Annotated in this window: 24 protein-coding genes; 9 read left to right on the forward strand and 15 right to left on the reverse strand. The window is 62.0% G+C overall.

All coding sequences use genetic code 11. From position 1 onward, the window contains the following. Window positions 1-115: 115 nt before the first annotated feature. From AD664_RS08970 to AD664_RS09000, 7 genes are all read left to right on the forward strand, one after another. On the forward strand, window positions 116-829 hold the full coding sequence (locus AD664_RS08970; protein WP_053145988.1) for an FKBP-type peptidyl-prolyl cis-trans isomerase: 714 nt from the start codon (window positions 116-118) through the stop codon (window positions 827-829). A gap of 290 nt (window positions 830-1,119) precedes the next feature. Continuing rightward, window positions 1,120-1,575, forward strand: a complete 456-nt coding sequence (locus tag AD664_RS08975) for a YkvA family protein (protein ID WP_053145990.1) — start codon at window positions 1,120-1,122, stop codon at window positions 1,573-1,575. Between the two features lie 115 nt (window positions 1,576-1,690). Beyond that, window positions 1,691-2,032 (forward strand): helix-turn-helix domain-containing protein, encoded by a 342-nt coding sequence (locus tag AD664_RS08980; RefSeq protein ID WP_042728960.1) that lies wholly within the window; start codon window positions 1,691-1,693, stop codon window positions 2,030-2,032. Further along, window positions 2,029-2,400 (forward strand): hypothetical protein, encoded by a 372-nt coding sequence (locus AD664_RS08985; RefSeq protein ID WP_003179080.1) that lies wholly within the window; start codon window positions 2,029-2,031, stop codon window positions 2,398-2,400. The genes AD664_RS08980 and AD664_RS08985 overlap by 4 nt, the downstream gene beginning before the upstream one ends. Continuing rightward, window positions 2,401-2,802 (forward strand): hypothetical protein, encoded by a 402-nt coding sequence (locus AD664_RS08990; RefSeq protein ID WP_053145992.1) that lies wholly within the window; start codon window positions 2,401-2,403, stop codon window positions 2,800-2,802. It abuts the gene before it with no gap. 219 nt (window positions 2,803-3,021) lie between these two features. Beyond that, entirely contained in the window at window positions 3,022-7,677 is a 4,656-nt protein-coding gene (locus tag AD664_RS08995; protein WP_083454167.1) for an RHS repeat-associated core domain-containing protein, read from the forward strand. A 3-nt stretch (window positions 7,678-7,680) separates the two neighbouring features. Continuing rightward, window positions 7,681-7,989, forward strand: coding sequence for a hypothetical protein (locus AD664_RS09000; RefSeq protein WP_047736493.1), 309 nt, complete (start codon window positions 7,681-7,683; stop codon window positions 7,987-7,989). Window positions 7,990-8,512: 523 nt separating this feature from the next. On the opposite strand, the gene AD664_RS09005 is transcribed toward AD664_RS09000, so the two are convergent. Together AD664_RS09005 and AD664_RS09010 are read right to left on the reverse strand one after the other, a co-directional pair. Continuing rightward, window positions 8,513-10,300: a bifunctional diguanylate cyclase/phosphodiesterase gene (locus tag AD664_RS09005; protein WP_053145994.1), complete on the reverse strand. Its 1,788-nt coding sequence runs from the start codon at window positions 10,298-10,300 to the stop codon at window positions 8,513-8,515. A gap of 127 nt (window positions 10,301-10,427) precedes the next feature. Then, window positions 10,428-12,506 (reverse strand): carboxy terminal-processing peptidase, encoded by a 2,079-nt coding sequence (locus tag AD664_RS09010; RefSeq protein ID WP_172679713.1) that lies wholly within the window; start codon window positions 12,504-12,506, stop codon window positions 10,428-10,430. Window positions 12,507-12,645: 139 nt separating this feature from the next. Here AD664_RS09010 and AD664_RS09015 point away from each other — a divergent pair, with 139 nt between their 5' ends. Beyond that, complete coding sequence (locus tag AD664_RS09015; protein WP_042728943.1) at window positions 12,646-13,608, forward strand: zinc-binding dehydrogenase; 963 nt, start codon at window positions 12,646-12,648, stop codon at window positions 13,606-13,608. Window positions 13,609-13,755: 147 nt separating this feature from the next. Here AD664_RS09015 and AD664_RS09020 read toward each other — a convergent pair whose 3' ends face one another. From AD664_RS09020 to AD664_RS09045, 6 genes are all read right to left on the reverse strand, one after another. After that, window positions 13,756-14,409, reverse strand: coding sequence for an HAD family phosphatase (locus AD664_RS09020; RefSeq protein WP_053145998.1), 654 nt, complete (start codon window positions 14,407-14,409; stop codon window positions 13,756-13,758). 34 nt (window positions 14,410-14,443) lie between these two features. Continuing rightward, the gene (locus tag AD664_RS09025) at window positions 14,444-15,433 is read right to left on the reverse strand and encodes an ABC transporter ATP-binding protein (RefSeq protein WP_053146000.1); all 990 of its coding nucleotides are present in this window, start codon (window positions 15,431-15,433) and stop codon (window positions 14,444-14,446) included. Next, window positions 15,430-16,230: an ABC transporter permease gene (locus AD664_RS09030; protein ID WP_053146001.1), complete on the reverse strand. Its 801-nt coding sequence runs from the start codon at window positions 16,228-16,230 to the stop codon at window positions 15,430-15,432. Before AD664_RS09030 ends, AD664_RS09025 begins: the two co-directional genes overlap by 4 nt. Beyond that, a complete protein-coding gene (locus AD664_RS09035; RefSeq protein WP_161796101.1) occupies window positions 16,217-17,053 on the reverse strand; it encodes an ABC transporter permease subunit in 837 nt (278 codons plus the stop codon). The genes AD664_RS09030 and AD664_RS09035 overlap by 14 nt, the downstream gene beginning before the upstream one ends. Window positions 17,054-17,058: 5 nt before the next feature. Continuing rightward, entirely contained in the window at window positions 17,059-17,865 is an 807-nt protein-coding gene (locus tag AD664_RS09040) for an alkaline phosphatase family protein (protein WP_053146004.1), read from the reverse strand. A gap of 186 nt (window positions 17,866-18,051) precedes the next feature. Continuing rightward, window positions 18,052-19,119 (reverse strand): ABC transporter substrate-binding protein, encoded by a 1,068-nt coding sequence (locus tag AD664_RS09045; RefSeq protein ID WP_053146006.1) that lies wholly within the window; start codon window positions 19,117-19,119, stop codon window positions 18,052-18,054. Between the two features lie 350 nt (window positions 19,120-19,469). On the opposite strand from AD664_RS09045, the gene AD664_RS09050 reads away from it, so the two are divergent. Continuing rightward, on the forward strand, window positions 19,470-20,201 hold the full coding sequence (locus AD664_RS09050) for a UTRA domain-containing protein (protein ID WP_042728950.1): 732 nt from the start codon (window positions 19,470-19,472) through the stop codon (window positions 20,199-20,201). A gap of 8 nt (window positions 20,202-20,209) precedes the next feature. Here AD664_RS09050 and AD664_RS09055 read toward each other — a convergent pair whose 3' ends face one another. From AD664_RS09055 to minC, 7 genes are all read right to left on the reverse strand, one after another. Then, window positions 20,210-20,392 (reverse strand): hypothetical protein, encoded by a 183-nt coding sequence (locus AD664_RS09055; protein ID WP_003179103.1) that lies wholly within the window; start codon window positions 20,390-20,392, stop codon window positions 20,210-20,212. A 226-nt stretch (window positions 20,393-20,618) separates the two neighbouring features. After that, window positions 20,619-21,908: a M18 family aminopeptidase gene (locus AD664_RS09060; protein ID WP_053146008.1), complete on the reverse strand. Its 1,290-nt coding sequence runs from the start codon at window positions 21,906-21,908 to the stop codon at window positions 20,619-20,621. Window positions 21,909-22,009: 101 nt separating this feature from the next. Next, on the reverse strand, window positions 22,010-23,104 hold the full coding sequence (locus tag AD664_RS09065; RefSeq protein WP_053146010.1) for a hypothetical protein: 1,095 nt from the start codon (window positions 23,102-23,104) through the stop codon (window positions 22,010-22,012). A 52-nt stretch (window positions 23,105-23,156) separates the two neighbouring features. Then, a complete protein-coding gene (locus AD664_RS09070) occupies window positions 23,157-23,792 on the reverse strand; it encodes an RluA family pseudouridine synthase (RefSeq protein WP_042728953.1) in 636 nt (211 codons plus the stop codon). A 183-nt stretch (window positions 23,793-23,975) separates the two neighbouring features. Continuing rightward, a complete protein-coding gene (gene minE, locus AD664_RS09075; RefSeq protein WP_003179111.1) occupies window positions 23,976-24,230 on the reverse strand; it encodes a cell division topological specificity factor MinE in 255 nt (84 codons plus the stop codon). Further along, the gene (gene minD / locus AD664_RS09080; protein WP_042728954.1) at window positions 24,230-25,042 is read right to left on the reverse strand and encodes a septum site-determining protein MinD; all 813 of its coding nucleotides are present in this window, start codon (window positions 25,040-25,042) and stop codon (window positions 24,230-24,232) included. Before minD ends, minE begins: the two co-directional genes overlap by 1 nt. A gap of 201 nt (window positions 25,043-25,243) precedes the next feature. Beyond that, window positions 25,244-25,981 (reverse strand): septum site-determining protein MinC, encoded by a 738-nt coding sequence (gene minC, locus AD664_RS09085; protein WP_053146012.1) that lies wholly within the window; start codon window positions 25,979-25,981, stop codon window positions 25,244-25,246. Window positions 25,982-26,025: the final 44 nt, after the last annotated feature.

Genomic DNA, 26,025 nt, shown 5'->3' on the forward strand with positions numbered 1-26,025 from the left:
GACCTGAACTTATCCTCGCTTTGTGGCTCACATGCCGGTAGCCATTGGTCGGGGCCGCCTGATAAGCTCGCGGCTTTACTCGATTGCCCTTTAGGCGCATGAACAAGGAAATAGCATGAAACAGCATCGGTTGGCGGCGGCGGTGGCCCTGGTTGGCCTGGTACTCGCGGGTTGCGACTCGCAGACCAGCGTAGAGCTGAAGACCCCGGCGCAGAAAGCTTCCTACGGGATCGGCCTGAACATGGGCAAGAGCCTGGCTCAGGAAGGTATGGATGACCTGGACTCCAAAGCGGTTGCCCAGGGCATTGAAGATGCCGTCGGCAAGAAAGAACAGAAGCTGAAAGACGAAGAACTGGTCGAGGCTTTTGCCGCACTGCAAAAACGTGCCGAAGAGCGCATGGCCAAGATGAGCGAGGAGTCGGCAGCGGCCGGCAAGAAATTTCTCGAGGAAAACGGCAAGAAAGCTGGCGTGATCACCACTGCTTCCGGCCTGCAGTACGAAGTGGTCAAGAAAGCCGATGGCCCGCAGCCTAAGCCGACTGACGTGGTGACAGTGCACTACACCGGCAAGCTGACCAATGGCACCGTGTTCGACAGTTCCGTCGAGCGTGGCAGCCCGATCGATCTGCCGGTCAGCGGCGTGATCCCGGGTTGGGTCGAAGGCCTGCAACTGATGCACGTCGGTGAGAAGTACAAGCTGTACATCCCAAGTGACCTGGCCTACGGTGCCCAGAGCCCGAGCCCGGCGATCCCGGCCAACTCGGTCCTGGTGTTCGACCTGGAGCTGCTGGCGATCAAGGATCCGGCCAAGGAAGACGCTGCCAAGTAATCGCGTCTGCGCCAAGACAACGCCTCGCTCATGCGGGGCGTTGTTGCATCCGGGCATTGGAAATGTAAAAAAACCGAACGCACCTCGCAGGCTACAGTCATAGGCAATACGGGCGCTGTGCTAGCCGTAGACAGCCGGTCAAGTCAATGAAATATTGGGTTTTTTTTAGTGAGTAAAAAACGCCCGATCTGAGCCGGGGCCTTATGATACGGGGGCTTCAGCGGCGAAATGCAGCTCTGTTCACAAGGTTATCCACAATTTGTGTGGATAACATTTCAGTGGGAGAAAAAATGAAGGCGCCGTGGAATTTTGCGCGATTTCTACCGCTGGCCGGGCGTCTGCTGGCCCGTGGTCGTTTGCCCACCCTTTTGTTCGCCGTCGCCAGCAAAGGCGCCCGGGAGGGTGGCCGGCTAGGCAAGCTCAAAGAGGACCTGCGTCTGTTGCAGGCCTTGTGCCTGGCCTATTGGCGGGGCGAGTACCGGGCCGTCAGCGCCAAGTCGATGTTGTCGGTGGTGGCGGGGCTCATGTATTTCCTCAGCCCGCTGGATGCCATCCCGGACATCCTGCCGATGTTTGGCATGTTCGACGACATCGCCGTGCTGGCCTGGGTCATGAAAACCCTCGACACCGAACTCGAAGCGTTCCGGGCCTGGCGTTACCGACAATCCCCCGAGAAGCTGGCCCGGGTCGAAAGGCTGCCCGATACGCCGGAGCAACTCCAGCTCCAGCGCCACGAAAAATCCTGATCCCGCGCCGCTTGCCCCAGAGAATTCATCGCCCCGCGACCTCAGCCGTCATTTAGGATTACACTTCCAAGGAAAAAGGCTGACTCGCTAAGTGTTGTTGTCCTACGGGGTAGACATGGATATTCAAATAATCACCCGCGACGGAGAGCCCGAGTACGCGGTTTTGCCGTGGGATCAGTATCAGTCGTTGTTGAAGGCCGCCGGCCTCGATCAAGCACCGTCGCGCGAAGCTTCTGTCCGGCACGCGGCGGCACCCGACCAGGTTCTCCCTGGCCTGGATCAATTACGCAGTTTGCGCGAAGGGAAGGGCATCGCCATCGAGGCGCTGGCCCGCACGGTAGGTATCAGCCCGTCTTATCTGGCCTTGATCGAGAGCGGCGAGCGTCAGCCCGATGCCGCGATTCGGCGCAGTCTGGCCTGGGAGTTGACGGTGCCGGGTTGGAGGGACGAGTCGTGAGTGTACGCATCAGTCGGCAGCATTGGGATGGGTTGTTGGGGGAGTTGGACCAGGCGCGCCGCCAGCGCCATTTGTTGACGTACCGCGCCTTGCTGGAGCGCTTGCAGTTGCCCAGCCCGGCGATGCAGACCTTGACCGCCGCCCTGGAGCACCTGGCGGCACTGGACGCCCGGGCGGAGCAACCGCTGCGCAGCTCGCTGGTGATCAGCCAGGGCGCCAGCCGTTTGCCACGCACCGGTTTCTTCGAGTGCGTCGAGCGCCTGGGGCGGTTTTCCGGGCCTTCCGATGGTGTGGCCGCCGCGTCCTGGCACGCCTCGGAAGTGGTCCGGGTGTTTGAGTACGAATACCCCGAATCGGCGGAGGCCTGAGTGCTCTGGCGACTCAAGGCGCGGGCCGGCTATTGGCTGGCGCGACGCTTGTTTCACTGGTCATGGTTCGTCCGCCAGCCGCGTGGCTGGGCTTGGCTCGAAGGCCAGTTCGCGCGCATGGCGAACCTGGGTGACGCAGGGGCGCAGAGTTTCTACGGGCATATCCTGACGTTCCGTGGCCAAGGGCTTGGCGCACGTGAGGAAGGCCTGCGCCTGCTGCGGCTGGCGGCCCTGGCGGGGGACGGCAAGGCGGCCTATCAGGTTGGCGTGATCAGCCTGGCCGGCAGCGCCAGCAAGGCGCCGGATCCGGCTGAAGCCGCCCGCTGGTGGGCCTTGGCAGCCAAGGCCGGGCACCCGTTGGCCGAGGTTAAGCTCAAGGCGCTCGAAGCCGGCGACCGTTAGGTTATCCGCAGCTTGCCGGGCGCTCGCCGTTTGCGCGAGCGTTCCAGGTGGGTTGTTCTGGATGCGCGCATTTAGAGAATTGGCCTACAGTCCTCGCTGCATTTCCTGACTTATTTCCCTTTTTATCCCCGGCAAAGTCTCGCGCTCCCTGAGCGCTGCGAGACGTCTGCCCATGTTCGACTGTTTTTGTCTGCTGATCCTTGAACGAGCGATGGCCTGATGGACCAGGTGAGTCGCGTCGAGCAGGCGCTCGACAGCTTCAAGGACACCCTGACGGTCTACCGCGAACAGCTCGAACGCTGGTACAGCCGGGCTGCGGACCGGGCCAGTCATGCCGCCGACGTGCCCTCGCTGATGGGCATGGAGCGACTGATCCGCTTCGGCGATAGCCTCACCGCGGTGAGCACCGGCGACGAGGATTTCCTCTCCACGGTCACCCAATGCCCGCAGGGCGGGGTGATGACCATCGAGAGCAAGCTGGAGTCGGTGTACGACATCCCGTTGGGCGACATCGTGGTGCACGTGGTAGCGGTGGACTCCGGCGAGGTCACGCCGGTCACCCTGGATGCCCAGGGCCTGGGCACCTTCAGCGGTGAGGCGGGCAAGCGCTATCGGGTGCATGTCCAGGACGAGGTCACGCCTGCGCAGCTCCAGGCCCTGTTTTCGTCCTACGATGGCCTGAGCACGGAGCTGACGGACTGGCTGCGCGGCGAGTGGCAGCGGTTCAAGCCTCAGTGGGCGCAGCAGTCTGCGACTCACTCGGCGGCGGCGGTCGGCAATGGCCTGCTTGCCGGCAGTTGGGCTGCGATTGAAAGCGTGTGGGACAGCATCACCCTGCTCAGCGACATCCTCAAGGATCCCGCCCGGTTCCCTGACCGCTTGGGCGCCAGTGCCGCGCAGTTGCAAGACCTGGCGCAGGACGCGCCGCAGGTGATGGCCAAGCTGCAAATGCTGGCCAGCGACGAAGCGGCGCTGTGCCTGCTGGTGCGCACCGCCAGCCTCTGGCTGGAGATGTTGCCGCCCAGCGAAGTCGCCGGCGCAACCGCCGAGGCCGTGGCGATGGGGGCGGTGCAACTGGTGATTGACCTGCTGGTCGGGGTCGTCCTGACCTTTGCCGGGGCGGGTGCCGCAATCGCCTACCTGTCGCTGCGCCTGGTTCGCGTGGGGGAACGTGTGCTGGCAGCCGCCCAGCGCTTCGTCAGCGCGATGTTCGCCGTGGTCAACGGCTTCATCGTCTATGTGGACCGCTACAAGACCGTCGCGGCCCGAGGCGTTGCCAGCGCGGTGAAAAGCGGCCGGATGCAACTGCGCTGGGACGCCCAGCGCAACACCACGCTGAAAAAAACCGAAGTCCACGACGATGTCCCCGCCCAATCGAAGAACCCCAACGGTGACAGCGCCGACAGCGCGGCCCTGACCCGTACCAGCGGGTGTCCGGTGTCGATGGTCACTGGCGAAGAGCTGTTGACCCTGGAAGACGGCACGCTCGAGGGACACTTGCCGTTTATCTTCACTCGCCTGTACCGCACCAGCGCGGTTGAACTGGACATCGGCCTGGGGCGCGGCTGGAGCCATGCCCTGGCGCATCGCCTGCAACTGGAGGATGGGCAGGTCACCTGGATCGATCAGGAAAACCGCCGCACCACGTTCCCATTGCCCAATGCCCGACGCCCGGCGATCCATAACAGCCTGGCGCGCGCGGCCATCTACCTGGGCAGCGAGCCCGACGAACTGATCATCGCCCAACCGGGCGAACGGGCGCCTTTCCTGCATTTTCACGACGGTCATCTGACCGCCCTCAGCGACCGCTACGACAACCGCCTGACGATCCAACGCAACATTTACGGTGACATCTGCCGCCTGGACAACGGCGCCGGCCGTGCGCTGCGCCTGCGTTATCAACAGCGGCACCTGGTGGCCGTCGATTACCAGTCTTTTCAGCCGGCCACCACGCTGGATGACCCTTGGCGAACTGAACAGACATTGGCGTCCTACCGCTATGACGGACGTTTCCGACTGATCGAAGCAATCAATGCCGCAGGTGAAAGCGAACGTTACGACTACGACGACCAGCACGTCATCCTCCAGCGGCAACTGGCCGGTGGCGCGAGTTTCTACTGGGAGTGGCAGGGCGTCGGGCAGGTGGCCCGTTGCGTCCGGCACTGGGCTTCGTTCGCACAGATGGACACCCGCTACACCTGGGGCGACGACGGCAGCGTCACGGTCCGGCACCTCGACGGCAGTGAAGAAGTGTACGTCCACGATGACCGCGCGCGGTTGGTGCGCAAGGTCGAGCCCGATGGTGGCGAACACCTCAAGGTCTATGACGAACAAGGCCGATTGGTGGCCGAACAGGATCCGCTAGGGGCCGTCACCGAATACCGCTACGACGAAGTCGGTCAACTGGTGGCACTGATTCCGCCCGTGGATGAGCCCACGTCCTACGAGTACCGCAACGGTTTCCTGCACGCCCGCACCCAAGGCACAGGCCGTGACAGGTCTGTCTGGACTTACCGGCGTAACGCCCAGGGCGACGTGGTCAGGTCTATCGATCCCGAGGGAAACAGCACTTTCTACAAATACGATGCCCGCGGCTGCCTGGTGGAGATCAGCCACCCTGACGGCAGTTTTCATGACTTCGCCTGGAACCCGCTCGGCCAACTGACGGAAGAGGTCCTGCCCGACGGCAGTCGCCGGCGTTTTTCCTACGATGTGCTGGGGCGCTTACTGACCCGCCAGGATGAACACGGCGCCCTCACGCATTACCAGTGGGACCCCGTGGGCCGTCTGCTCAAGACGACCCTGCCCAACGGCGCCAACCGGGCCTGGACCTACAACGCCTACGGCAAGGTTACCTCCGAGCGCGACGAACTGGGGCGTGTCACCCGTTACGAATACGCCGATGACCTGCACCTGGTCAGCCGCCGGCGCAATCCCGATGGCAGTGAACTGAAGTACCGCTATGACTCGGCGCGGCTGTTGCTGACCGAAATCGAAAACGAATCCGGCGAAAAATATCAGCTGGACTACACGCCCAACGGTTTGATCCGACAACAAGTCGGTTTCGACGGGCAGCGTACTGCCTACGTCTATGACCTCAACGGCCACCTGCTGGAGAAAACCGAGCACGGCGAGGACGGCACGCAACGGGTCACCGCTTACCAGCGCGATGCGAGCGGGCGATTGCTGGTCAAGACCTTGGCCGACGGCCAGGCGATCCACTATCGCTACGACGGCCGGGGCCGGCTGGTGCAGGTCGATGACGGCACCGATCATCCGCTGGCCTTCGAATACGACGCCCAGGACCGACTGGTCGCCGAACACCAGGGCTGGGGCACCCTGCGCTATCGCTACGACCTTTGCGGGCGCCTCAACCACCTGCGGCTGCCGGACCACAGCCAGCTCGACTTCCACCACGCCAAGGGCGGTGTGCTGACCGCCATCGACCTCAATGGCAAGCGACTCACCGACCATCGATTCCAGGGCGGCCGGGAAGTGCAACGCCAACAGGGCCTGTTGCTCAGCGAGTACGGTTACGACGAGCAGGGTCGCCTCAAGGCCCAGACCGTGTGGCAACACCAGCAGCAGCTGTTCTGGCGCGATTATGCCTACAACGCCAAGGGCAACCTTGAAAGCCTGGCCAACCACCGCAATCGCCGCCACTACCAGTACGACCCGATGGATCGCCTGGTCAGCATCCAGTATTCCCATACCGACCCGCCAGAACGCTTTGCCCACGACCCGGCCGGCAACGTGCTGCTGCACGACCGACCGGGCCCGACCACCCTCAAGGGCAACCGCCTGCTGACGGAGGGGGACCGCCACTACGACTATGACGCCTTTGGAAACCTGATCCGCGAGCGCCGTGGCAACGTTCCCAGCCTTGTCGCCGACTATCGCTACGACTGCCAGCACCGCCTGATCGGTGTTACCACGGCGGACGGTAGCGAAACCTCCTACCGTTACGATGCCTTTGGCCGACGCATCAGCAAGACCGTGGACGGCCTGACCACGGAGTTTTTCTGGCAAGGCGACCAGCTCGTCGCCGAAAGCAGCCCGCGCCACCACCGCAGCTACCTCTACGAGCCGGGCACCTTCCGCCCTTTGGCGATGCTCGTCGGCAAAGGCCTGAACGCCTGCCCGTTCTACTACCACCTCGACCACCTGGGCACCCCCCAAGAACTGACCAACCACGCCGGCGAAGTGGTCTGGTCGGCGCGCTACACCGGCTACGGCAAACTCATCGCACTCGAGCACGGCGGCGGCGAACAACTCGAACAGCTCCTGCGTTTCCAGGGCCAATACTTCGACCCGGAAAGCGGCCTGCACTACAACCGGCATCGCTACTACAATCCCGAGACCGGCCGCTACCTGACACCCGACCCGAGTAAGTTGGCGGGCGGGCTCAATGGGTATCGATACACCCTGAACCCGACGGGGTGGGTGGATCCGTTGGGGTTGGTGGATTGTCCGGGAGGAAACAAATGCAACCCCGGACGGGGCGGTGAAGCGCCTGAACAAAATGTAAGTGTTAATGAGGGCACACCAAGCACTCCTGATGTTCAATGGACGAGGCACGGAAATAAACACGTTGCGCCAAAGGCTCCATGGTCATCTGTCGTTAAATCCACCGCAAATGGAGGAGCAGCCAAGTATCTTCCTGACACTGATATAGAGGCTCTTGAACGTCTGGTCTTTGCCAACGGACAGGACGTAACCAACGGAAAGCCTTGGAAGGTAATGGATATGGAGCGAACGATTGGAGCAAACGACGGAAAGGAGACGAGATATATGAGAGTTGAGCTGAGCGCAAACACAATCCATGGACATCCGATCTCGGAAGAGTCATTTAGAAAATTGACCAAGAAGAAATAGCCTATGGACCTGCACGAAGTAAAAAAACTGGGTGGCGTAATAACTTTCGATGATATTTCTTGCCTCGACCAATCGGTAGGCGTGGCCGAAATATCAAATGAGCTGAAAGAGGATTTATTTCAAGCTTCCTTTCCCTTCGAGCAAATAATCGATATTGGTTGGTACCCGGAGTTTTGTGAGTCCGGTTTTTTTAGAGTGTCGCTGATTCTGGAATGCAATTGGGATGCTCCCGTCTATAGCGAGGAAGCCAAGGACTGGGTTGAGCTGGCGGTTGCTTTAACGAATACCTTAAAGAAGGTCAGGTTGGCTTGAGCTGGGACATAACTCCAGAGTTGATCGGTGTGACCGCGCCGGGGTTGGAAGCACCGACCTACCCCCCCGGTGTCAGGATAGTTATCGCCTCTCCGAATTTTTCTGAAAACACCAATCGGGGCGGAAAAGTACGATGGGCGCGTGCCTGAGGTAGATTTCGCGGCGGACATGACGATCCGTATGGTTAGGCAGAACGGGTCGATGAAATGGAAAGGCAAGATGATTTTCGTCAGCGAATCTTTGGCCGGTGAGGCGCTAGGACTCAAAGAAGTGGACGATGATGTGTGGGATACCTCTGCAGCTACCTTTTAGGTAGGCTGAAAAGCGGCGAAAGCCGCCTTTCAAGCCAACAGAAACGTAAACGATGTCCCTGGTTTCAACTGTAAAGGATGTGTCCGTTTCTACAGATCGACACACCGAGTGCTATTCAGAAGGGGCTGCTACGCAGCCCAGCGGGAGCAAGCTCCCTCGCCACAAGGTTAGTGTCAGGCGTTCGGGCCGAGGGCGGCAGTGGGGACTCCGCTCAAACCGATAACCCTAACTCCACCGCAGCCTCCCGCTCAGCCAAACCATCAACCAAATACACACTCCCCCCCAAAATCTCCTTGGCATGATGCTTCGCCTGCGAAGCCAGTTCCGCCAACTGGCTCGCATCCAACGCCCCACAGGCGTCCGAGCGCAGGTGCACGACGCCGATGGACAACGACAGCAGTGCAAACTCCTGGCGTACGCCCTGTCGATTCAACGCCGTGAAACAGCCGGCTTCCAGGTGTTCCGGGCGGTAGAAGCGGCGGCAGTGGGTCTGGAAGTCGGTCAGGAGTTGGTCCAGGCGTTTGCGCCAGTCTTCCGGGCCGAGGACCAGGAGGAAGTCGTCGCCGCCGATGTGGCCGACGAAGTCGCGACTGGGGTCGATGCGTTCGTTCAGGCATTGGGCCAGGCACAGCAGCACTTCGTCGCCGCGTCCGTAGCCGTAGATGTCGTTGAAGGGCTTGAAGCTGTCGATGTCCACGTAGCAGATCACCGACTCCTGGCGCTGCTGGAGCAGGCGCGTGAGGCATTGCTGGATCGGTACGTTGCCCGGCAGCAGGGTCAGCGGGTTGGCGTAGCGAGCCTGTTGGATCTTCAGTTCGGTGATCAGCTTGAGCACGTCGATCACCCGGCCCAGACCCATGTAGCCGCCGTTGAGGGTGATGATGAAGTCTTCTTCGATGCGCTGTCGGGCCCGGCTGGTGATGAGGCGGCTGACTTGCTGCAGCGACTGGTTCAACTCCACCGCGAGAAAATCATCGCTCATCAGCCGACTGATGGGCTTGCGGGCGAACAGGTCGGTGGCGAAGGGCTTGAGCAGGGCGTCCGAGAGTGAATGGCGATGAACGATGCCGCAGGGCTGGCCCTGGTCGTCCAGCACGGCCAAAGAATTGAGGTTGGCCTGGCGCCGGAACGCGTCCAGCACGATGGCCGTCGGTGTGTTGTGAGCCACGGCCGGTTGTTCGTTGAGCAACGCGCCGAGGTCGTTGACTTCATCGGTCAGCGTCACCGCGCCGCCGTCCTGGCGGGGCATCAACGCCCGGGCATCGCGCGAAGGCTGTTCATGGGGGCGGGCGAGCAGGTAACCCTGGACCAGGTCGACACCCATTTCGATCAGCACCGCCAGTTCTTCCGGCAGTTCTATCCCTTCGGCAATCACCTGGGCCCGCGAGGTGCGAGCGATCTTCAGGATCGAGCCGACGAACTCGCGTTTGAGCGCATCCTGGTGAATGCCGTCGATGAAATGCCGGTCGATCTTCACATAGTCGGGGCGCAATTCGGACCACAGCCGCAGGCTCGAATAGCCGGCGCCCAGGTCGTCCAGGGCAATGGAAAACCCCATCGCCCGGTAGTGATGCAGGGCGGTCTGCAGCAGTTGGAAATCATCGATGGGGGTTTGTTCGGTCAGTTCGATCACCACCTGGCTGGGCGGGATGCCGAAATCCTGTAGCAGTTGCAGCGTGCGCCCGGTCTCATGGGCCGATTCCAGCAAGGATTCGGGCGAGACGTTGAGAAACAGCTTGCCCGGCAGCTTTTGCTCGTTGAAGCGCTGGCAGGCGCTGCGGCGGCAGGCCAGTTCCAGTTCGCTGAGACGCCCGGCCTGGCGGGCGACGGAGAGCAGGGCGATGGGGGAGTGCAGCGGGCTGTTCGAGGGGCCGCGCGTGAGGGCTTCATAGCCGATGATGCGTCGTTCAGAGAGGCAGATGATGGGTTGGAACAGGCTGTGCAAACCGCTTTGAGCCAGAATTGAACTCAAGGCACTCAGCTGTTCTGTCGTGGTCATGGCGATCTCTGGCGATAAAAAAAGGACCGGGCGACCCCTGCCGGGGCGCCCAGTCCTGTATTTCACGACAGACTGATGTCAGTTTGATGACAGCTCGACGAGTGTCACCATTAAATGGCCATCATCTTCAGTGTTTGGCGATCGCTGTGTTGAGTTTCAGGTAATCCAGCAGGATCCGCCCGGTCTCGCTCAGGTAGGCATCGTCTTCCGGCTTGGTTTTTTCCGGCTCGGTGATCAGGTCCTCGTCTTCTTTCTTCAGTTCCTTGAGCGGCTCTTCGCCCTTGGCCTTGCGACGCAGGTTTTCCATGGCCAGTTGCTTGGCCTCGATGTCGGCGTGTTGTGCGCGACGGTCGGCTTCGTTGAGGGAGACGGTTTTCTCCAGCATCAATTTCTGCGCCAGGGCCAGCTTGTCACGGATGAACACGAATTCCGCGTCCTGGGCCGTGCGGCTGTCATGCTCGGCCTTGAGCTGGGCCAGGAACGGCTTGAACGGGTCGAGTTCGGGCTTGATCGCCGGCTTGATGGTGTCCCACGGCATCGCCTCGGGCAGGGCGCTTTCACCGATTTCCTTGGTGTCGATGATCGACGGGTAATCGATGTCAGGCAGCACGCCCTGATGCTGGGTGCTCTGGCCGGAAACCCGGTAGAACTTCGCCAGGGTCAGTTTCAGCTCGCCATGGTTGAGCGGCTGGATGGTTTGCACGGTGCCTTTGCCGAAGGTCTGGCCGCCGATGATCAGTGCACGGTGGTAGTCCTGCATGGCGCCGGCGAAAATCTCCGAGGCCGAGGCGGACAGGCGATTGACCAGCAACGCCATCGGGCCTTTGTAGAACGCGCCCGGGTTTTCGTCCTCCAGCACATCCACCCGGCCGTCGGCGTTACGCACTAGCACGGTCGGGCCCTTGTCGATGAACAGGCTGGTCAACTCGGTGGCTTCCTGCAAGGAGCCGCCGCCGTTGTTGCGCAGGTCGATGACCACGCCGTCGACCTTGTCTTTCTGCAGCTCGGTCAGCAGCTTCTTGACGTCGCGGGTGGTGCTCTTGTAGTTCGGGTCGCCGGCGCGGAACGCCTTGAAGTCCAGATAGAAGGCCGGGATCTCGATGACGCCGAGCTTGTAGTCCTTGCCGTCCTGCTTGAGGTTGAGGATCGACTTCTTCGCCGCCTGCTCTTCCAGCTTCACCGCTTCACGGGTGATGGACACGATCTTGCTGGTCTGGTCATTCGGCGCATTGCTCGCCGGGATGACTTCCAGGCGCACCACCGAGCCTTTCGGGCCACGGATCAGCTTGACCACTTCGTCCAGGCGCCAGCCGACCACGTCGACCATTTCCTTGTTGCCCTGGGCCACGCCGATGATCTTGTCCGCCGGGGCGACCTGCTTGGTCTTGTCCGCCGGACCGGCTGGTACCAGGCGCACGATCTTGACCTGGTCGTTGTCGCTTTGCAGCACGGCGCCGATACCTTCCAGGGACAGGCTCATGTTGATGTCGAAGTTTTCCGCGTTATCCGGCGACAGATAATTGGTGTGCGGGTCGTAGGACATGGCGAAGGTGTTGATGTAGGCCTGGAAGATGTCTTCGGCACGGGTCTGGTCCAGGCGGGCCAACTGGTTCTTGTAGCGCTTGGTCAGGGTTTCCTGGATCTGCTTGGGCTCCTTGCCGGCGATCCTCATGCGCAGCACCTCGTCCTTGACGCGTTTGCGCCACAGGTCATCGAGTTCGGCGGTGCTCTTGAGCCAAGGGGCGTCCTTGCGGTCCACCAGCAAGGTTTCCTTGGCATTGAAGTCGATCTTGTCGACGCCCTTGTTCAGCTCGGCCAAGGCGTAGTCCAGGCGCGACTTCACGCGGTCCAGGTAACGCTTGTAGATGATGAACCCGGCGTTCAGGTCGCCGCTCTTGAGGAAGTCGTCGAACTGGGTTTTCCACTTGTCGAATTCGGCGATATCGCTGGCCAGGAAATAACTGCGCGAGGGATCAAGCAGCTTCAGGTAGCTGTCATAGATGATGACCGAGCGCGCGTCATCGAGCGGCGGTTTGCTGTAGTGATGACGCTTGAGCAATTCGACGACGTTAAGGCTGGCGATCACCTCGTCGCGATCAGGCTGAAGCTTGTCCCAGCTGTTGGCTGCGAACGTATCGCTCGACAGTGGCAACAGGCCGAGGCCAATGACAAGCGCGAGGGCGGTGCTGGGGAACAGTTGCTTCATGCTGATTCGACGCAGGGACAATTGATAACGCATATTAGGCCGTCTTTGAAGTCGCCGGTTCCATGTGGCCCGGGCGCATAATGCAAGAAAGCCCGGCGTTACAGCAGCGGGCCCAGTCGAGACTCACTATGGAGGCACCGTGAAAGCATTGCAAGGCGTTGAAGGCCAAGTGGTATGGGCGGATGAGCCAAGTCCCGTGTGCGATGTAGGACAAGTGCGCATTCGTGTGGCGGCGGCTGGCTTGAATCGAGCCGATTTGTTGCAAAAAGCCGGGCATTATCCGCCGCCGCCCGGTGCCAGCCAGGTGTTGGGGCTGGAATGTTCCGGGGTGATCAGCGAGGTCGGCCCGGGCGCCTCCTGGCAGGTGGGCGACCGCGTCTGCGCGTTGCTGGCCGGCGGCGGCATGGCCGAGGAAGTGGTGGTCGACGGTCGCCATGTGTTGCCGGTGCCCGAAGGCCTGTCTTTGGCTGAAGCCGCCGCGCTGCCTGAGGTCTACAGCACCGCGTGGCTGAATCTGTTTCAACTGGCGGCGCTCAAGCCGGGTGAAAAAGTGCTGTTGCACGCGGGCGCCAGCGGCGTTGGTTCGGCCGCGATCCAGCTGTGCAAGGCGTTCGGCAACCCGTGCTGGGTCAGTGTCGGCTCGGCTGATCGACTGGCCTATTGCCAAGCGTTGGGCGCCCAGGGCGGCGTGGTGCGCACCGATGATATCGAGCGGCTGAACGACCTTGGCCCCTTCAACGTGATCCTCGATCCGGTGGGGGCGAGCTATGCCCAGCTCAACGTGAAACTTTTGTCAGTTGACGGGCGCTGGGTCATGATCGGGCTCATGGGCGGTCGCACGGCCGAGTTCGACCTGGGCCAGGTGTTGGGCAAGCGCATCCAGTTGCTCGGCTCGACCCTGCGCAGCCGCGACGATCAGTTCAAGGCCGACCTGATCAGCGAGTTGGGCCAGCAGGTCTGGCCGTTGTTCGCCGAGGGTCGCTTGAGTCCGCAGTTGGCCAAGACCTTTGCCATCCAGGATGCGGAGGCGGCGTTTGCGGAGTTGGCGACCAACCAAGTGTCCGGGAAGGTGGTGTTGGTGGTTGATGCGAGCTTGAGTTGAGTTTGGCGCCTGTGGGAGCGGGCTTGCTCGCGAAGACGGCGGTCCATCCGAAATCGATTCAGGCTGACCCACCGCTTTCGCGAGCAAGCCCGCTCCCACAGGGCGATTCAGGTTGTATTGCGTTCACTGCTCCCAACGTGGGCCGGGTTATTTCCAGGTGTGAATCGGCCATCCGGCGGCTTCGGCATGGGCCTTCAGGACCGGGTCCGGGTTGACCACATGGGGATGGTCCACCCGCTGCAACAACGGCAGGTCGTTGCGTGAGTCGGAGTAGAAGCTGGCGCCTTCGAGGTTTTCTTCCTCGGCGTCCAGCCAGTCCAGCAGCCGGGTGATCTTGCCTTCGCGGTAGGTCAGGGTGCCCACGGTCTTGCCGCTGTAGACCCCATGGGCCACTTCAAGCTCGATCGCCAGGACCTCGTCGATGCCCAGGCGTTCGGCAATCGGCTTGACCAGGTGCGTGCCCGAGGCCGAGATCACCAGGATTCGGTCGCCAGCCTTGCGGTGTTCGGCGATGGTGCGGGTGGCGTCGCTGAAGATGATCGGCTCGATGAAGTCCTCCACCCACGGCGCCACCAGGTGTTCGATTTCCTCCGGCGTGCGGCCGATCATCGGTTCCAGGCTGAAGTCCATGTACGCTTCCATGCGCAGCTTGCCGTGACTGTAGGCGTCCATCAGTTCGTTGTTGCGGCGCATGAACGACTCGGGATCGACCCAGCCAAGGCGTCCCATCTGTTCGCTCCAGAGGGTGGCGCAGTCGCCGTGGATCAGGGTTTCGTCCAGATCAAAAATTGCCAGGGCCATCAGCGCGCTTCTCTCTTCAAAATCAACAAGGCCATCAGGCTACCTCACACAGGGCCGACGGATCGATGGAAAGCGTCAGGCGGGCGCCATCAGGGTGCAGGTCGGCGGCCGAGCGATTGAGCACGTCCACCACCAGTTCCACGCCACGGGCCTCGACCCGATAGCGGATCACGTTGCCGAGCAGGCTGTGGCTACGGATCAGTGCGTTCGGTTCGCCGTTGCGACTCAGCTCGATGGCTTCCGGGCGAATGGCGATGCGCCCGTTCACTGGCCGCTGCAACAGGCGGCTGGCGCTGTCGGCGTCCAACAGGTTGTAGTTGCCGATGAAGCCGGCGGCGAACACATCGACGGGCGCCGTATACAGGGTTTCGGCATCGCCGCTCTGTACGATCTTTCCCTGGTTCATCAGGAAAATCCGATCAGACATGGTCAGTGCTTCTTCCTGGTCGTGTGTGACGAAGATCGTGGTCAGGCCGAGTTCGCGCTGGATCTGACGGATCTGTTCGCGCAGGTGCTTACGAATCCGCGCATCCAGGGCCGACAGCGGTTCGTCCAGCAGCAACAGGCGCGGGCGGGTCACCAGGGAGCGGGCCAGGGCGACACGCTGGCATTGGCCACCGGACAACTGATGGGGATAGCGCGCGGCGAAATCGTGCAGCTCCACCAGGCGCAGGATCTCCAGCACCCGCTGGCGGCTGTCCTGGGCCTCGACCTTTTGCATGCGCAGGCCGAAGGCGACGTTCTGTTCGACGGTCATGTTGGGGAACAGCGCGTAGCTCTGGAACACCATGCCGATCCCGCGCTTTTGCGGGCTCAGCGGGACGATGTCCTGGCCGTCCAGCAGGATCTGGCCGGCGTCCACGGCGGTCAGGCCGGCGATGCAGCGCAACAGCGTGGACTTGCCGCAGCCGGACGGGCCGAGCAGGGTGACGAACTCGCCCTGGCCGATCTGGCAGTTGATGTCGCTGAACACTGGCGTGCCGGCGTAGGTCTTTTGCAGGTGTTGGACGCTGACGTAGCTCATTGGCTTTTGTCCTTGTTCAAGATGTTGGCCGCCCAGGTCAGGACCAGTACGAAGAGGAAGTAGGAAATCACCAGCGCGCTGGTGAAGTGTCCGCTGCTGTTGCGCATGTTGTTGAGGTAAACCTGCAAGGTTTCATAGCGTGTGCCAACGAGGATGTTGGCAAACACGAACTCGCCGAAGAGGAACGAGAACGACAGCAGCAGCGCTACCATCAAGCCCTTGCGCAGGTTTGGCAGCACCACCAGCACGGCCGCCTGGAACGTGCTGGCGCCGAGCAGTTGGGCGGCGTCCATCAGGTCACGCAGGTTGATGGCTTGCAGGTTGTTGGTGATCGCCCGGTACATGAACGGCAGGGCGACGGTGAAGTAGCAACCGATCAGGATCCAGGGCGTGCCGACCATCGCCAGCGGCCCGGAGCCATAGAGTTGCAGCAGCCCCACCGACGACACCACCGGCGGCACCGCGAAGGGCAGCAGGATGAGGATGTTCATCAGCGCATCGAGTTTCGGGAAGTGGTAATGCACCACGAACAGCAGCGGCAGGATCAGCACCACCGACAGCACCAGCGCGCCCACGCAGACGATCAGCGACTGGCCGAAGGCGCTGAGAAAGCGCGGGTCGCTCCACAGCTGCACGTACCACTTGAAGGTGAAGCCCGCCGGCAGCACGGTGGCCGACCAACTGCTGGCGATGGAGTACACCAGCGTGCCGGCCAGGGGCAGCAGCAGGACGGCGAACAGCAGGTACACCACCGCCCGATGATAAAGCCCGGCGGGGCTCGATTCAGCGCGAGACATGGTAGCTCCTCTTGAGCAGTAACTGATGGACGATGGTCACCAGGGTCATCAGCGCCACCAGCACCACGGCCAGGGCGCTGGCCAGGTTCGGGTCCAGGGAGATGTCGCCGGAAACCATCGCGGCGATGCGGATCGGCAGGACGTTGAAGTTACCGGTGGTCAGCGCATAGACCGTGGCGTAGGCGCCCAGGGCGTTGGCCAGCAGGATCACGAACGTGCCCAGCAACGCCGGGGTCAGCACCGGCAAGCCGATGTGCCGCCAGAACTGCCAGCCGTTGGCGCCCAGCAGTTCGGCGGACTCGCGCCAGTCTTCGCGCAACGCGTCGAAGGCCGGATAGAGCAGCAGCACACCCAGGGGGATCTGGAAGTAGGTGTAGAGGATGATCAGCCCGGTTTTCGAATACAGGTTGAAGTCCTCGATGATCCCCGCCTGCTTGAGCATGAGGGTGATGCTGCCGTTGAAGCCGAGCAGGATGATGAAGGCGAAGGCCAGGGGCACGCCGGCGAAGTTGCTGGTCATGTTGGCGAAGGCGTTGACGAAGTTGCGCAGCCGCGAATCGACCCGGCGCAGGGAGTAGCTGCCGAGCACGGCGATGATGATGCCGAATACGCTGGACCAGAAACTGATCTCCAGGCTGTGCTGGATCGCCTGCAGGTAGAACTTGGAACTGAAGATCTTGCTGAAGTTGGCCAGGCCCCAGCCGAACTCTTCCGATTCCAGGCTGTTGACCAGCACCCAGAGCAGCGGGGCGATCTGGAACACGATGAAGAAAATCGCGAAGGGCACCAGGCACAACGCTGCCAGCCATTTGCCGCGCGTCATGGCGTTCACTTGAGTAGTTCCTGGCAATAGGGTTTGTCGTGGTCGATGCCGAGCAACTGGCACACGGTGCCGCACAGTTCGAGCTGCCGGGGCGCCGCGGTGGGGTCGAGGCTGAAGCCGTCACCGAGGACGAACAGCGGCACTTCCCGTTCTTCGGCCAGCAGGCCGGTGTGGGAGCGGTCATTGTTCATGCCGTGGTCGGCGGTCACCAGCACCTGGTAGCCGGCGTCGAGCCAGGCTTGCAGGTAGACCGCCAGGTTGATGTCGGCCGAGCGGGCGCTGTTGCGGTACTGCGGCGTGTCGAGGCCGTGCTGGTGGCCGGCGTCGTCGATGTTCATCGGGTGCACCAGCAGGAAGTTCGGCTGGTGGCGTTGGCGCAGGTGTTCGGCGTCGGCGAACAGGTGCGAGTCGGGGTAGTGGTCATTCCAGTAGAAATGCCCGTATTGAATGGGCAGCCCGGGGTTCTCGACATGCCGATCCCGACCGGCTGCGAACGGTGAGGCGTTGTAGAGCTCGCTGATCCAGTGGTAAGCCGCGGCCGCCGTGCTCAGGCCCGCGTCGGTGGCGTAGTGGAAGATGCTGCGCTGGTTGGACAGGCGCGAGACGTTGTTGTGCACGATCCCGCTGTCGATGGGCGCGACGCCGGTGAGGATGCATTCGTAGAGTGGGCGGGACAGGGCCGGCAGTTCACATTCCAGTTTGTACAGCGCCGCGCGTCCTGCGCCGACATAAGCCTGCAAATGTCCCATGGCGTGCCGGGCGACTTCGTAATTGAGGCCGTCGAGCACCACCAGGATGACGTTGTGCTTCATGGGTACCAAAACTCCGGATGGACACCAGAAAACTCGGATTCACCGCAGGTCCAATGTGGGAGCGAGCTTGCTCGCGATGAGGGCGTGTCAGTCGACATCAATGCTGGCTGATACACCGCTATCGCGAGCAAGCTCGCTCCCACAATTGGATCTCCGTTGGATATCCGAGCGGGGCTGACTAGCGCCTCACTGCATATTGATGATCACTTCTTCCTGCCACTTCTGCGGCAATGCCTTGGAGGTCTTCTCCCATGCATCCGCATCCTTGATCGGGGTCACGCCTTTGTACTGCTCGTTCGGCAGCAGCTTGGCCTTGACCTCTTCCGGCAGGGTCAGGTGCTCGGCGCGGATCGGCCGGGCGTTGCCCTTGGCTAGGTTGATCTGGCCGGCGTCGCTGAAGATGTATTCGCGGGTCAGCTTGGCGGCGTTCGGGTGCTTGGCGTATTTGTTGATGATGGTGGTGTAGCCGGAGATGACCGAGCCATCGGACGGGATCAGCACGACGTAGTCATCCGGGTTGGCCATCTTGGCCTTGTAGCTCAGGCCGTTGAAGTCCCAGACCACGCCGACTTCCACTTCACCCTTTTCCATCGTGGCGATGGTCGGGTTGGCCATGGACAGGCGACCTTGCTTGGCAATCTCGGCAAACATCAGCAGGGCCGGTTGCAGGTTCTTCTCGTCGCCACCGTTGGCCAGTGCGGCGGCCAGCACGCCGTTGGCGGCCTGGGCGGCGGTGCTCACGTCACCAATGGAGACCTTGTACTTGCCGCCCTTCAGATCAGCCCACTTGGTCGGCACGTCGGAGCCGTGCAGCAGTTTCTTGTTGACGATGAACGCGATGGTGCCGGTGTAGGCCAGCGCCCAGTTGCCATCCTGGTCCTTGGCCCAGGCCGGGACCTGGTCCCAGGTACTTGGCTTGTAGGGTTGGACCACGCCCTGCTTGACCGCGATAGGGCCGAAGGCGGCACCGACGTCGCCGATGTCGGCGCTGGCGTTGTCTTTCTCGGCGGCGAACTTGGCGATTTCCTGGGCCGAGCTCATGTCGGTGTCAACGTGCTTGAGGCCATATTGCTTCGCCAGGTCTTCCCAGGTGCCTTTCCAGTTCGCCCAGTCATCGGGCATGCCGACGCTGTTGACGGCGCCTTCCGCTTTCGCAGCGGCTTCCAACGTTTTCAGATCGGTATCAGCGGCCATGGCGGCGGTGCACATGGCAATGGTCGAGCCTAACAGTGATGCCAGGAAAAGCTGTTTCATCCGAAGCTCCTATGGGCGTTTTCAACGCTGCGATTGCGGTTGTGTTGGTCTAGGTCAGCAATACCTGAGCCAATGTAGGCGAGCCCTGTGACATTTTGATGTCGGCGCCGCGGGGGCCGGCAAATCCCAGGTGCATGCGGGTTGGCCACCGAGTAAGCGTAGACCATGGTTAAACAGCTGATCTGAAAGGACTTGGCCGGTTGTTTGCACAGTGCAAGGCCTACCGTTCGGCGCCTTTGTCATCTGCCAGTCATGTGCAATGCCTAGGCTTGCAGGAAGAAACAGCGGGGTCGCCAAGTGGGCGATCGCGCCCCGGAACAGTGCTGGTCTAGTCCAGATAGGTAACGTTGATGCGCATCGATGCAACCAAGGCGGTGACAGCCATCGGACAGGTCCTGCAAGAGCAGCTCGACCACGGGTTGCTGGCGCCGGGTAGCAAGCTGCCGGCCGAGCGCAAGCTCAGTGAGTTGTTTGGCACCACGCGCATTACCGTGCGTGAAGCCTTGCTACAGCTGGAAGCCCAGGGGCAGATTTATCGGGAAGAGCGCCGGGGCTGGTTCGTCTCGCCCCCTCGGCTGGCCTATAACCTGATGCAGCGCAGCCATTTCCACGCCATGGTCACGGCGCAAGGGAGGGTGCCTTCCACCCAGGTGATCTCGGCACGCCTGCAACCGGCTTCGGCGGCGGTGTGTGCCTGGTTGCAGTTGCCGGCGCTGTCGAGCGTGATCCAGATCTGCCGGGCGCGGCGTATCGATGAGCGCCTGGTGTTGTACGTCGAGCATTACCTGAACCCGCAGTACTTTCCGGGCATCCTCGAATTCGACCTCAACCAGTCCATGACCGAGCTGTACGCCCGGCACTACGACTTGCACTACGGTCGGGTGAAGTTCGAAATCGTGCCCACCTCACTGCAACCGGAAGCCGCGGCGGCGCTGAAGGTGTCGGTGGGCAGCCCCGGGTTGCGCATCGCTCGGGTCAACTACGACCAGCATCAGCGGCTGATCGACTGCGACCTGGAGTTCTGGCGACACGATGCGATCCATGTCGGCGTCGACGTGCCGGAGCAACCGGCGCAGACCTGAGGGCAAGGTCAGAGCGACTCGTTGAGCTTGGTCAGGATCTTGAACACCACCGTGGCGAGGATCAGCAGCATGCCGATCCACATGGCAAACACGCCGACGTTCTTGTCACGGAAGTTGAAACCGATGGCCAGCAGGATCATGCCGGCGATGATCGGCACCAGCATGGCGTTGAAAGCAGACATCGAGATCATGGCGACGGCCTTGTCGGAGAGGGCGATAAGGTCAGTCTAGTTGGGGTTTGGCTGGGGTGTGATGATGTGTGTCACGGCCTCTTCGAGTTTTGAGGCGGGCATCATTGTGGCGAGGGAGCTTGCTCCCGCTCCAGTGCGCAGCACTGGCAAATGTGCATTCAGTTGCAGATTTTGGGGCTGCTGCGCAGCCCAGCGGGAGCAAGCTCCCTCGCCACAGTTTTAATGGCTATGGCAATTCGCGAGACGCATAGAACGCGCTCAACACCTTCACCAGGTGCGCCAGGTCATGGCTGCCGCACAGTTCGCGGATCGAGTGCATGGCGAAGGTCGGCAGGCCGATGTCCACGGTGCGCACGCCCAACTGGCTGGCGGTGATCGGGCCGATGGTCGAGCCGCAGCCCATGTCGCTGCGCACCACGAAGCTTTGCACCGGCACTTCTTCGGCCATGCACAGGTGGCGGAAGAACCCGGCGGTTTCGCTGTTGGTGGCGTAGCGCTGGTTGCTGTTGACCTTGATCACCGGCCCGGCGTTGAGCTTGGGGCCGTGGTTGGCGTCGTGCTTGTCGGCATAGTTGGGGTGTACGCCGTGGGCGTTGTCGGCCGACACCAGCAGGGATTTCTGAATGGTGCGTACGAACTCTTCACCTTCCGGCAGCAAGCGACGCAGGGTCTGTTCCAGCATCGGCCCATCGGCGCCACACGCCGAGCAAGAGCCGACTTCCTCGTGGTCGTTGCACACCAGCACGCAGGTTTCTTCGGTGTCGGCATTGAGCAAGGCTTGCAGCCCCGCATAGCACGACAGCAGGTTGTCCAGGCGCGCGCCGGCAATGAAATCGCCGTGCAGGCCAATGACCGCGGCACCCTGGGTGTCGTAGAAACTCAACTCGTAATCGAGCACCACGTCGGCGTTCAGGCCGTGTTCGCGGGCCAGTTGATCGGTGAGCACGGCGCGGAAGTCGACGCGTTCGTCGCCGGCGAACTGGGCGAGGATCGGCGGTAGCTCGTTCTGCGGGTTGATGGCCCAGCCCTGGTTGGCTTCGCGATTGAGGTGGATGGCCAGGTTCGGAATCGTCGCGATCGGTGCCTTGAAGTCGATCAACTGGCTCTCGACCTTGCCATCGCGGCGGAAGGTCACGCGTCCGGCCAGGGACAGGTCGCGGTCGAACCACGGCGCCAGTAACGCGCCGCCGTAGACTTCCACACCCAGTTGCCAGAACCCGTGGCGTTGCAGTTCCGGTTGCGGCTTGACCCGCAGGCACGGGCTGTCGGTGTGGGCGCCGACCAGGCGAATACCGTCGTGCAGCGGGGCGTTGCGACCCAGCTTGAAGGCGATGATCGAGGAGTCGTTGCGCGTGACGTAGTAGCGACCGTTGGCCTCGGTGGCCCAGGTGTCGCGTTCGTCCAGGCGCTGGTAACCCGCCGCCTCCAGGCGTTGGGCAAGGCTGGCGGTGGCATGGAAAGGGGTGGGGGAGGCCTTGAGGAAGTCGATCAGGCCCTGGTTCAACTCTGCGCGCATAAGTAACTCCAGACAGCAATGGGCGGCAGTTTACCCCATCGACCGTCTGCATTGCAGGCACAATCCCGGCGATGCGCGCCGCGCCGGTGTCTTGCTCGCCATCAGCCCGAAGTGGCGACTCGCTCGCGCAGGTGAGCCATGATCAGGGCCTTGTCCTGTGGCCTGGACGGTTCCGGCAGGTCCCGTGGCCAGCGTTCCAATTGGCCGAACAGCCGCTGCTGGCGCTGTGGGTCCAGGCGCTGAATTTCCCGTGCGGCCGAATCCCACCAGTGATGCCGGCAAAGGTCGTAGTACGGATGGCTCGGCGCCGCGCTGCCATACAACAGGTCGCGGCCGATCTTGCGCGCCGCGCCGCGCTGGTTGCGCAACTTCCACTTGATTGTCAGGCGCCGCCAGGCCGTCGGGAACGGCTTGCTGCGCGGTACTTCATGGCAACGCTCCACCAGCGCTGGCCTGAAGGCTTCGCCGTGCTGGGTGAAGAAGTGTGCCTGCATGGTGTGGAAGAAGCGCTTTTCGGCGAAGTAGTGATACACCTGCCGCCTGGTTTCGCGCACGGTCGCGTGTCGCAGGCCGAACGAAATGGCGATCTGCTCGATGGTGTGGATGTCGAAGCCGCCTTCGGTCCACTGATCGATCCGTTCGATGGCCTGGGCCAGCAGGCCTGCATCGTTGTCGGTCACGCCGCACAAGCCGCTGTTGTAGAGCTTGAAGCCGTTGCCCCGGTTCACGCCGTGGGCGGCCAGGTGCGTGCCCAGTCGACGGTAATCCTCGCGCTCGCAGACGTAGTCCCAGTCGTACTCGAAGCTGTCCATCAGGTACTGCCCCGGCTGGATCTGCTGGAACAACAGGTCGGGGTCGTCGAGGAACAGCGTATCGGTGTCGACGAACAGGGTCTTTTGCGCCAGCGTCAGGCCCGCTGCGATGGCGCAAGCCTTACGACGGTGAATGTAGCCATGCTCGCCCTGCCATTGCGCCAGCCGTTCGGCGCTCAGGGCAAGGGTCTCGACCGGCCAGCCCTGGAAGTCCTCGGGGCGGTCGGTGAGGACCCGGATACGCGGCAGGGTCGACGGCTTGCCGTGGGCCAGGGCGGTCAGGATGCTGAACTTGGCCTCGTGGCGGTAGACGTCCTGGTCGCCGTAGACCAGGTAGAGCAACTGGTGGGGGACTTTGTCGACAGGCGTTTCGTGTAGAGCCATAACCGGATTGCCAAACCTTAAATCGAGGGGAGCGATCTGTTGCGTGCGGTGGTCAGAACGGTGCCGGGCATTCGAAGCGCAGGCGTTCGCCGCTCAGTGGATGGGTGAAGCTCAGCATGCTGGCGTGCAGGCACAGGCGTGGCCAGGCGGCCAGGGCTTGCGGGTGGGCGTAGAGCCCGTCGCCCAGCAACGGATGACCGATGGAGAGCATGTGCACGCGCAACTGGTGCGAGCGCCCGGTGATGGGGGTCAGTTCGACCCGGCACCAGTCGCCGCAGCGCTCCAGCACGCGCCAGAACGTCAGGGCGTGCTTGCCGTGTTCGTGGTCCACCACGTGGCGAGGCTTGGTCGGCGGGTCGTAGCGCAGCGGCAGGTCGATGCTGCCACTGTCCAGCGCCGGTTGGCCCCAGCACAGGGCGGTGTAGGCTTTTTCGGTTTCGCGGTCATGAAACTGCCGGGACAGTTCGCGATGGCTGTCCGGATCGCGGGCCAGCAGGATGATGCCGGAGGTTTCCCAGTCCAGTCGGTGCACGATTCGCGCTTCCGGATAGCCGTTTTCCTGCAGGCGGGTGATCAGGCAGTCCTTGTTGTCGTCGGCCCGACCGGGCACGGACAGCAGCAGGGTCGGCTTGTCGACCACCAGCACGGCGGCGTCCTGGTGGATGATGCGAATGTTGGACAGGGGCATTGCAGACAGTCTCTTTACAAACGCCAACGGCGGCTCGGGCCCGGCCCTCGTGGGAACGAGCTTGCTCGCGAAGGCGGCGGCACATTCAAGATCAATGTGTCTGGAAAACCGCTTTCGCGAGCAAGCTCGCTCCCACGAAAAAGGCTGTGGGGACCCGAGCCGCCGTGGCTCCCGCAGGATCTATCAGCGATCCGGCAGGGTGATATTGAGTTCCAGAATCGAGCAACTGCCCTGGCTTTCAAGTGCCACGTGCACGTCATCGCTACCGATGTTGACGTACTTGCGGATCACTTCCACCAGTTCCTTCTGCAAGGCCGGCAGGTAGTCAGGGGTGCTGCGTTGGCCGCGTTCGTGCGCCACGATGATCTGTAGACGCTCTTTCGCGACCGAGGCGGTACTGGGCTTTTTGTTGGCACGAAAGAAGTCAAAAAGATTCATTACCTACCTCCAAACAGGCGCTCGAAGAAACCTTTCTTCGTTACATCGAGGAATCGATGCTCCACGGTCTTGCCCAGCAGGCGATCGACGGCATCGCTGTACGCCTGGCCGGCGTCGCTCTGGTCGTCAAGAATCACGGGCACGCCCGAGTTGGAAGCCTTGAGTACGGCCTGGGATTCGGGAATCACACCCAGCAGGGTCACGGCGAGGATTTCCTTGACGTCTTCGACGCCGAGCATTTCGCCGTCGCTGACCCGTTGCGGGTTGTAGCGGGTCAGCAGCAGGTGTTCCTTGATCGGCTCTTCGCCGTTTTCGGCGCGGCGCGATTTGCTCGCCAGCAGGCCCAGCATACGGTCGGAGTCACGTACCGACGACACTTCCGGGTTGGTCACCACGATCGCCTCGTCGGCGAAGTACATGGCCAGGTGGGCACCTTTCTCGATACCGGCCGGGGAGTCGCAGACCACGAACTCGAAGTCTTCCTTGAGTTGCATCAGGACTTTTTCCACGCCTTCCTGGGTCAGCGCGTCCTTGTCACGGGTCTGGCTGGCGGCCAGCACGTAGAGGTTCTCAAGGCGCTTGTCCTTGATCAGGGCCTGTTGCAGGTTCGCTTCGCCGTTGACCACGTTGACGAAGTCATAGACCACGCGACGCTCGCAACCCATGATCAGGTCGAGGTTACGCAGGCCGACGTCGAAGTCGACGATGACTGTCTTGTGCCCGCGCAGAGCGAGGCCGGTACCGATAGCGGCGCTGGTGGTGGTCTTACCCACACCACCCTTGCCGGATGTAACCACGAGAATCTTGGCCAAGGTGTTTCACCCCTAAGGAAAAAGGACTTTGTCAGCCCCTGAAAAACATCTCTGGAAAACTGCTGCAAGTGGACAGGCCTGGCGGGAATCGGACTGGGGGCGGGATTTACCTCCGGTAAATACTGCCTGGTCCTGTTTCCTGCGTCGTTTAAGCCGTTTTCGCTACGTTTTAGAGATGCTTGGAAAATGCGGCAGTATCCGTTAAAGCCGAATGATGTTCAACACGTCGCCCGACAGGCTGATCTGTACGCCGGCGCCCCACAGCGGGTCGCGACGCAGGTCTTCGGAGACCTTGTATTGTCCGGCGATGGAAACCAGTTCAGCGCTCAATTGCTGACAGAAGATCCTGGCCTTGGTATCGCCCTTGACGCCGGCCAGTGCGCGACCGCGCATCGGGCCGTATACATGGATGTTGCCATCGGCAAGAAGTTCCGCACCCGGGCTGACCGACGAGACGATGACCAGATCGCCACCCTGGGCATAAATCTGTTGCCCGCCGCGTACGGGCGAGGTGATGACCCGTGTCGGCTTGACGGTTGGCTCGGGTGGTTTTTCCGGGGTTTTCCTGGGTTCGACCGGGCTCAGTTCCAGCACCCGCTCGCGAGCACCGGACGGCGGCAGCACCGGAATGTCCACGGCGATGGCGGCGGCGATGTCCTCGATGCGGCTGGCGCGGATGGCCAGGGTGCGCAGGCCGTGATGGCGGCACACGCGCATCAGGCCTGGCAGGTCCACCGCGCCTTCGCCGGCCGGCAGCTTGTCCAGGGCCAGCACCAGTGGGGCGTTGCTGAAGAAGTTCGGTGCCTGGGCGACTTTTGCCGCCAACTGCCGGTCAAGGCTCTCCAGGTCGTTGCGGGCCAGCTCCAGCACCGTAATGGCGAGCATGCTGCCCTTCAACTGGAACACGGGATCTTGGTCTAGCGGTTCGGTTTGGCTCATGGTCGGTGTACAACGACTTGTCGCTAAAAGTGCCGAGACTTATA

Source organism: Pseudomonas sp. P97.38 (assembly GCF_001269745.1).
GTDB classification, from domain to species: Bacteria; Pseudomonadota; Gammaproteobacteria; order Pseudomonadales; family Pseudomonadaceae; genus Aquipseudomonas; species Aquipseudomonas chlororaphis_E.

Coding starts and splice junctions, on each gene's coding strand:
- AD664_RS09005 (WP_053145994.1), bottom strand. CDS start 10,300: ATGACCACGACAGAACAGCTGAGTGCCTTGAGTTCAATTCTGGCTCAA.
- AD664_RS08975 (WP_053145990.1), top strand. CDS start 1,120: ATGAAGGCGCCGTGGAATTTTGCGCGATTTCTACCGCTGGCCGGGCGT.
- AD664_RS09070 (WP_042728953.1), bottom strand. CDS start 23,792: ATGCCCCTGTCCAACATTCGCATCATCCACCAGGACGCCGCCGTGCTG.
- AD664_RS09000 (WP_047736493.1), top strand. CDS start 7,681: ATGGACCTGCACGAAGTAAAAAAACTGGGTGGCGTAATAACTTTCGAT.
- AD664_RS08995 (WP_083454167.1), top strand. CDS start 3,022: ATGGACCAGGTGAGTCGCGTCGAGCAGGCGCTCGACAGCTTCAAGGAC.
- AD664_RS09035 (WP_161796101.1), bottom strand. CDS start 17,053: ATGACGCGCGGCAAATGGCTGGCAGCGTTGTGCCTGGTGCCCTTCGCG.
- minE (WP_003179111.1), bottom strand. CDS start 24,230: ATGAATCTTTTTGACTTCTTTCGTGCCAACAAAAAGCCCAGTACCGCC.
- AD664_RS08970 (WP_053145988.1), top strand. CDS start 116: ATGAAACAGCATCGGTTGGCGGCGGCGGTGGCCCTGGTTGGCCTGGTA.
- AD664_RS09040 (WP_053146004.1), bottom strand. CDS start 17,865: ATGAAGCACAACGTCATCCTGGTGGTGCTCGACGGCCTCAATTACGAA.
- AD664_RS09025 (WP_053146000.1), bottom strand. CDS start 15,433: ATGAGCTACGTCAGCGTCCAACACCTGCAAAAGACCTACGCCGGCACG.
- AD664_RS09030 (WP_053146001.1), bottom strand. CDS start 16,230: ATGTCTCGCGCTGAATCGAGCCCCGCCGGGCTTTATCATCGGGCGGTG.
- AD664_RS09020 (WP_053145998.1), bottom strand. CDS start 14,409: ATGGCCCTGGCAATTTTTGATCTGGACGAAACCCTGATCCACGGCGAC.
- AD664_RS08980 (WP_042728960.1), top strand. CDS start 1,691: ATGGATATTCAAATAATCACCCGCGACGGAGAGCCCGAGTACGCGGTT.
- AD664_RS09065 (WP_053146010.1), bottom strand. CDS start 23,104: ATGGCTCTACACGAAACGCCTGTCGACAAAGTCCCCCACCAGTTGCTC.
- AD664_RS09050 (WP_042728950.1), top strand. CDS start 19,470: ATGCGCATCGATGCAACCAAGGCGGTGACAGCCATCGGACAGGTCCTG.
- AD664_RS09060 (WP_053146008.1), bottom strand. CDS start 21,908: ATGCGCGCAGAGTTGAACCAGGGCCTGATCGACTTCCTCAAGGCCTCC.
- AD664_RS09045 (WP_053146006.1), bottom strand. CDS start 19,119: ATGAAACAGCTTTTCCTGGCATCACTGTTAGGCTCGACCATTGCCATG.
- minC (WP_053146012.1), bottom strand. CDS start 25,981: ATGAGCCAAACCGAACCGCTAGACCAAGATCCCGTGTTCCAGTTGAAG.
- AD664_RS09010 (WP_172679713.1), bottom strand. CDS start 12,506: ATGAAGCAACTGTTCCCCAGCACCGCCCTCGCGCTTGTCATTGGCCTC.
- AD664_RS09055 (WP_003179103.1), bottom strand. CDS start 20,392: ATGATCTCGATGTCTGCTTTCAACGCCATGCTGGTGCCGATCATCGCC.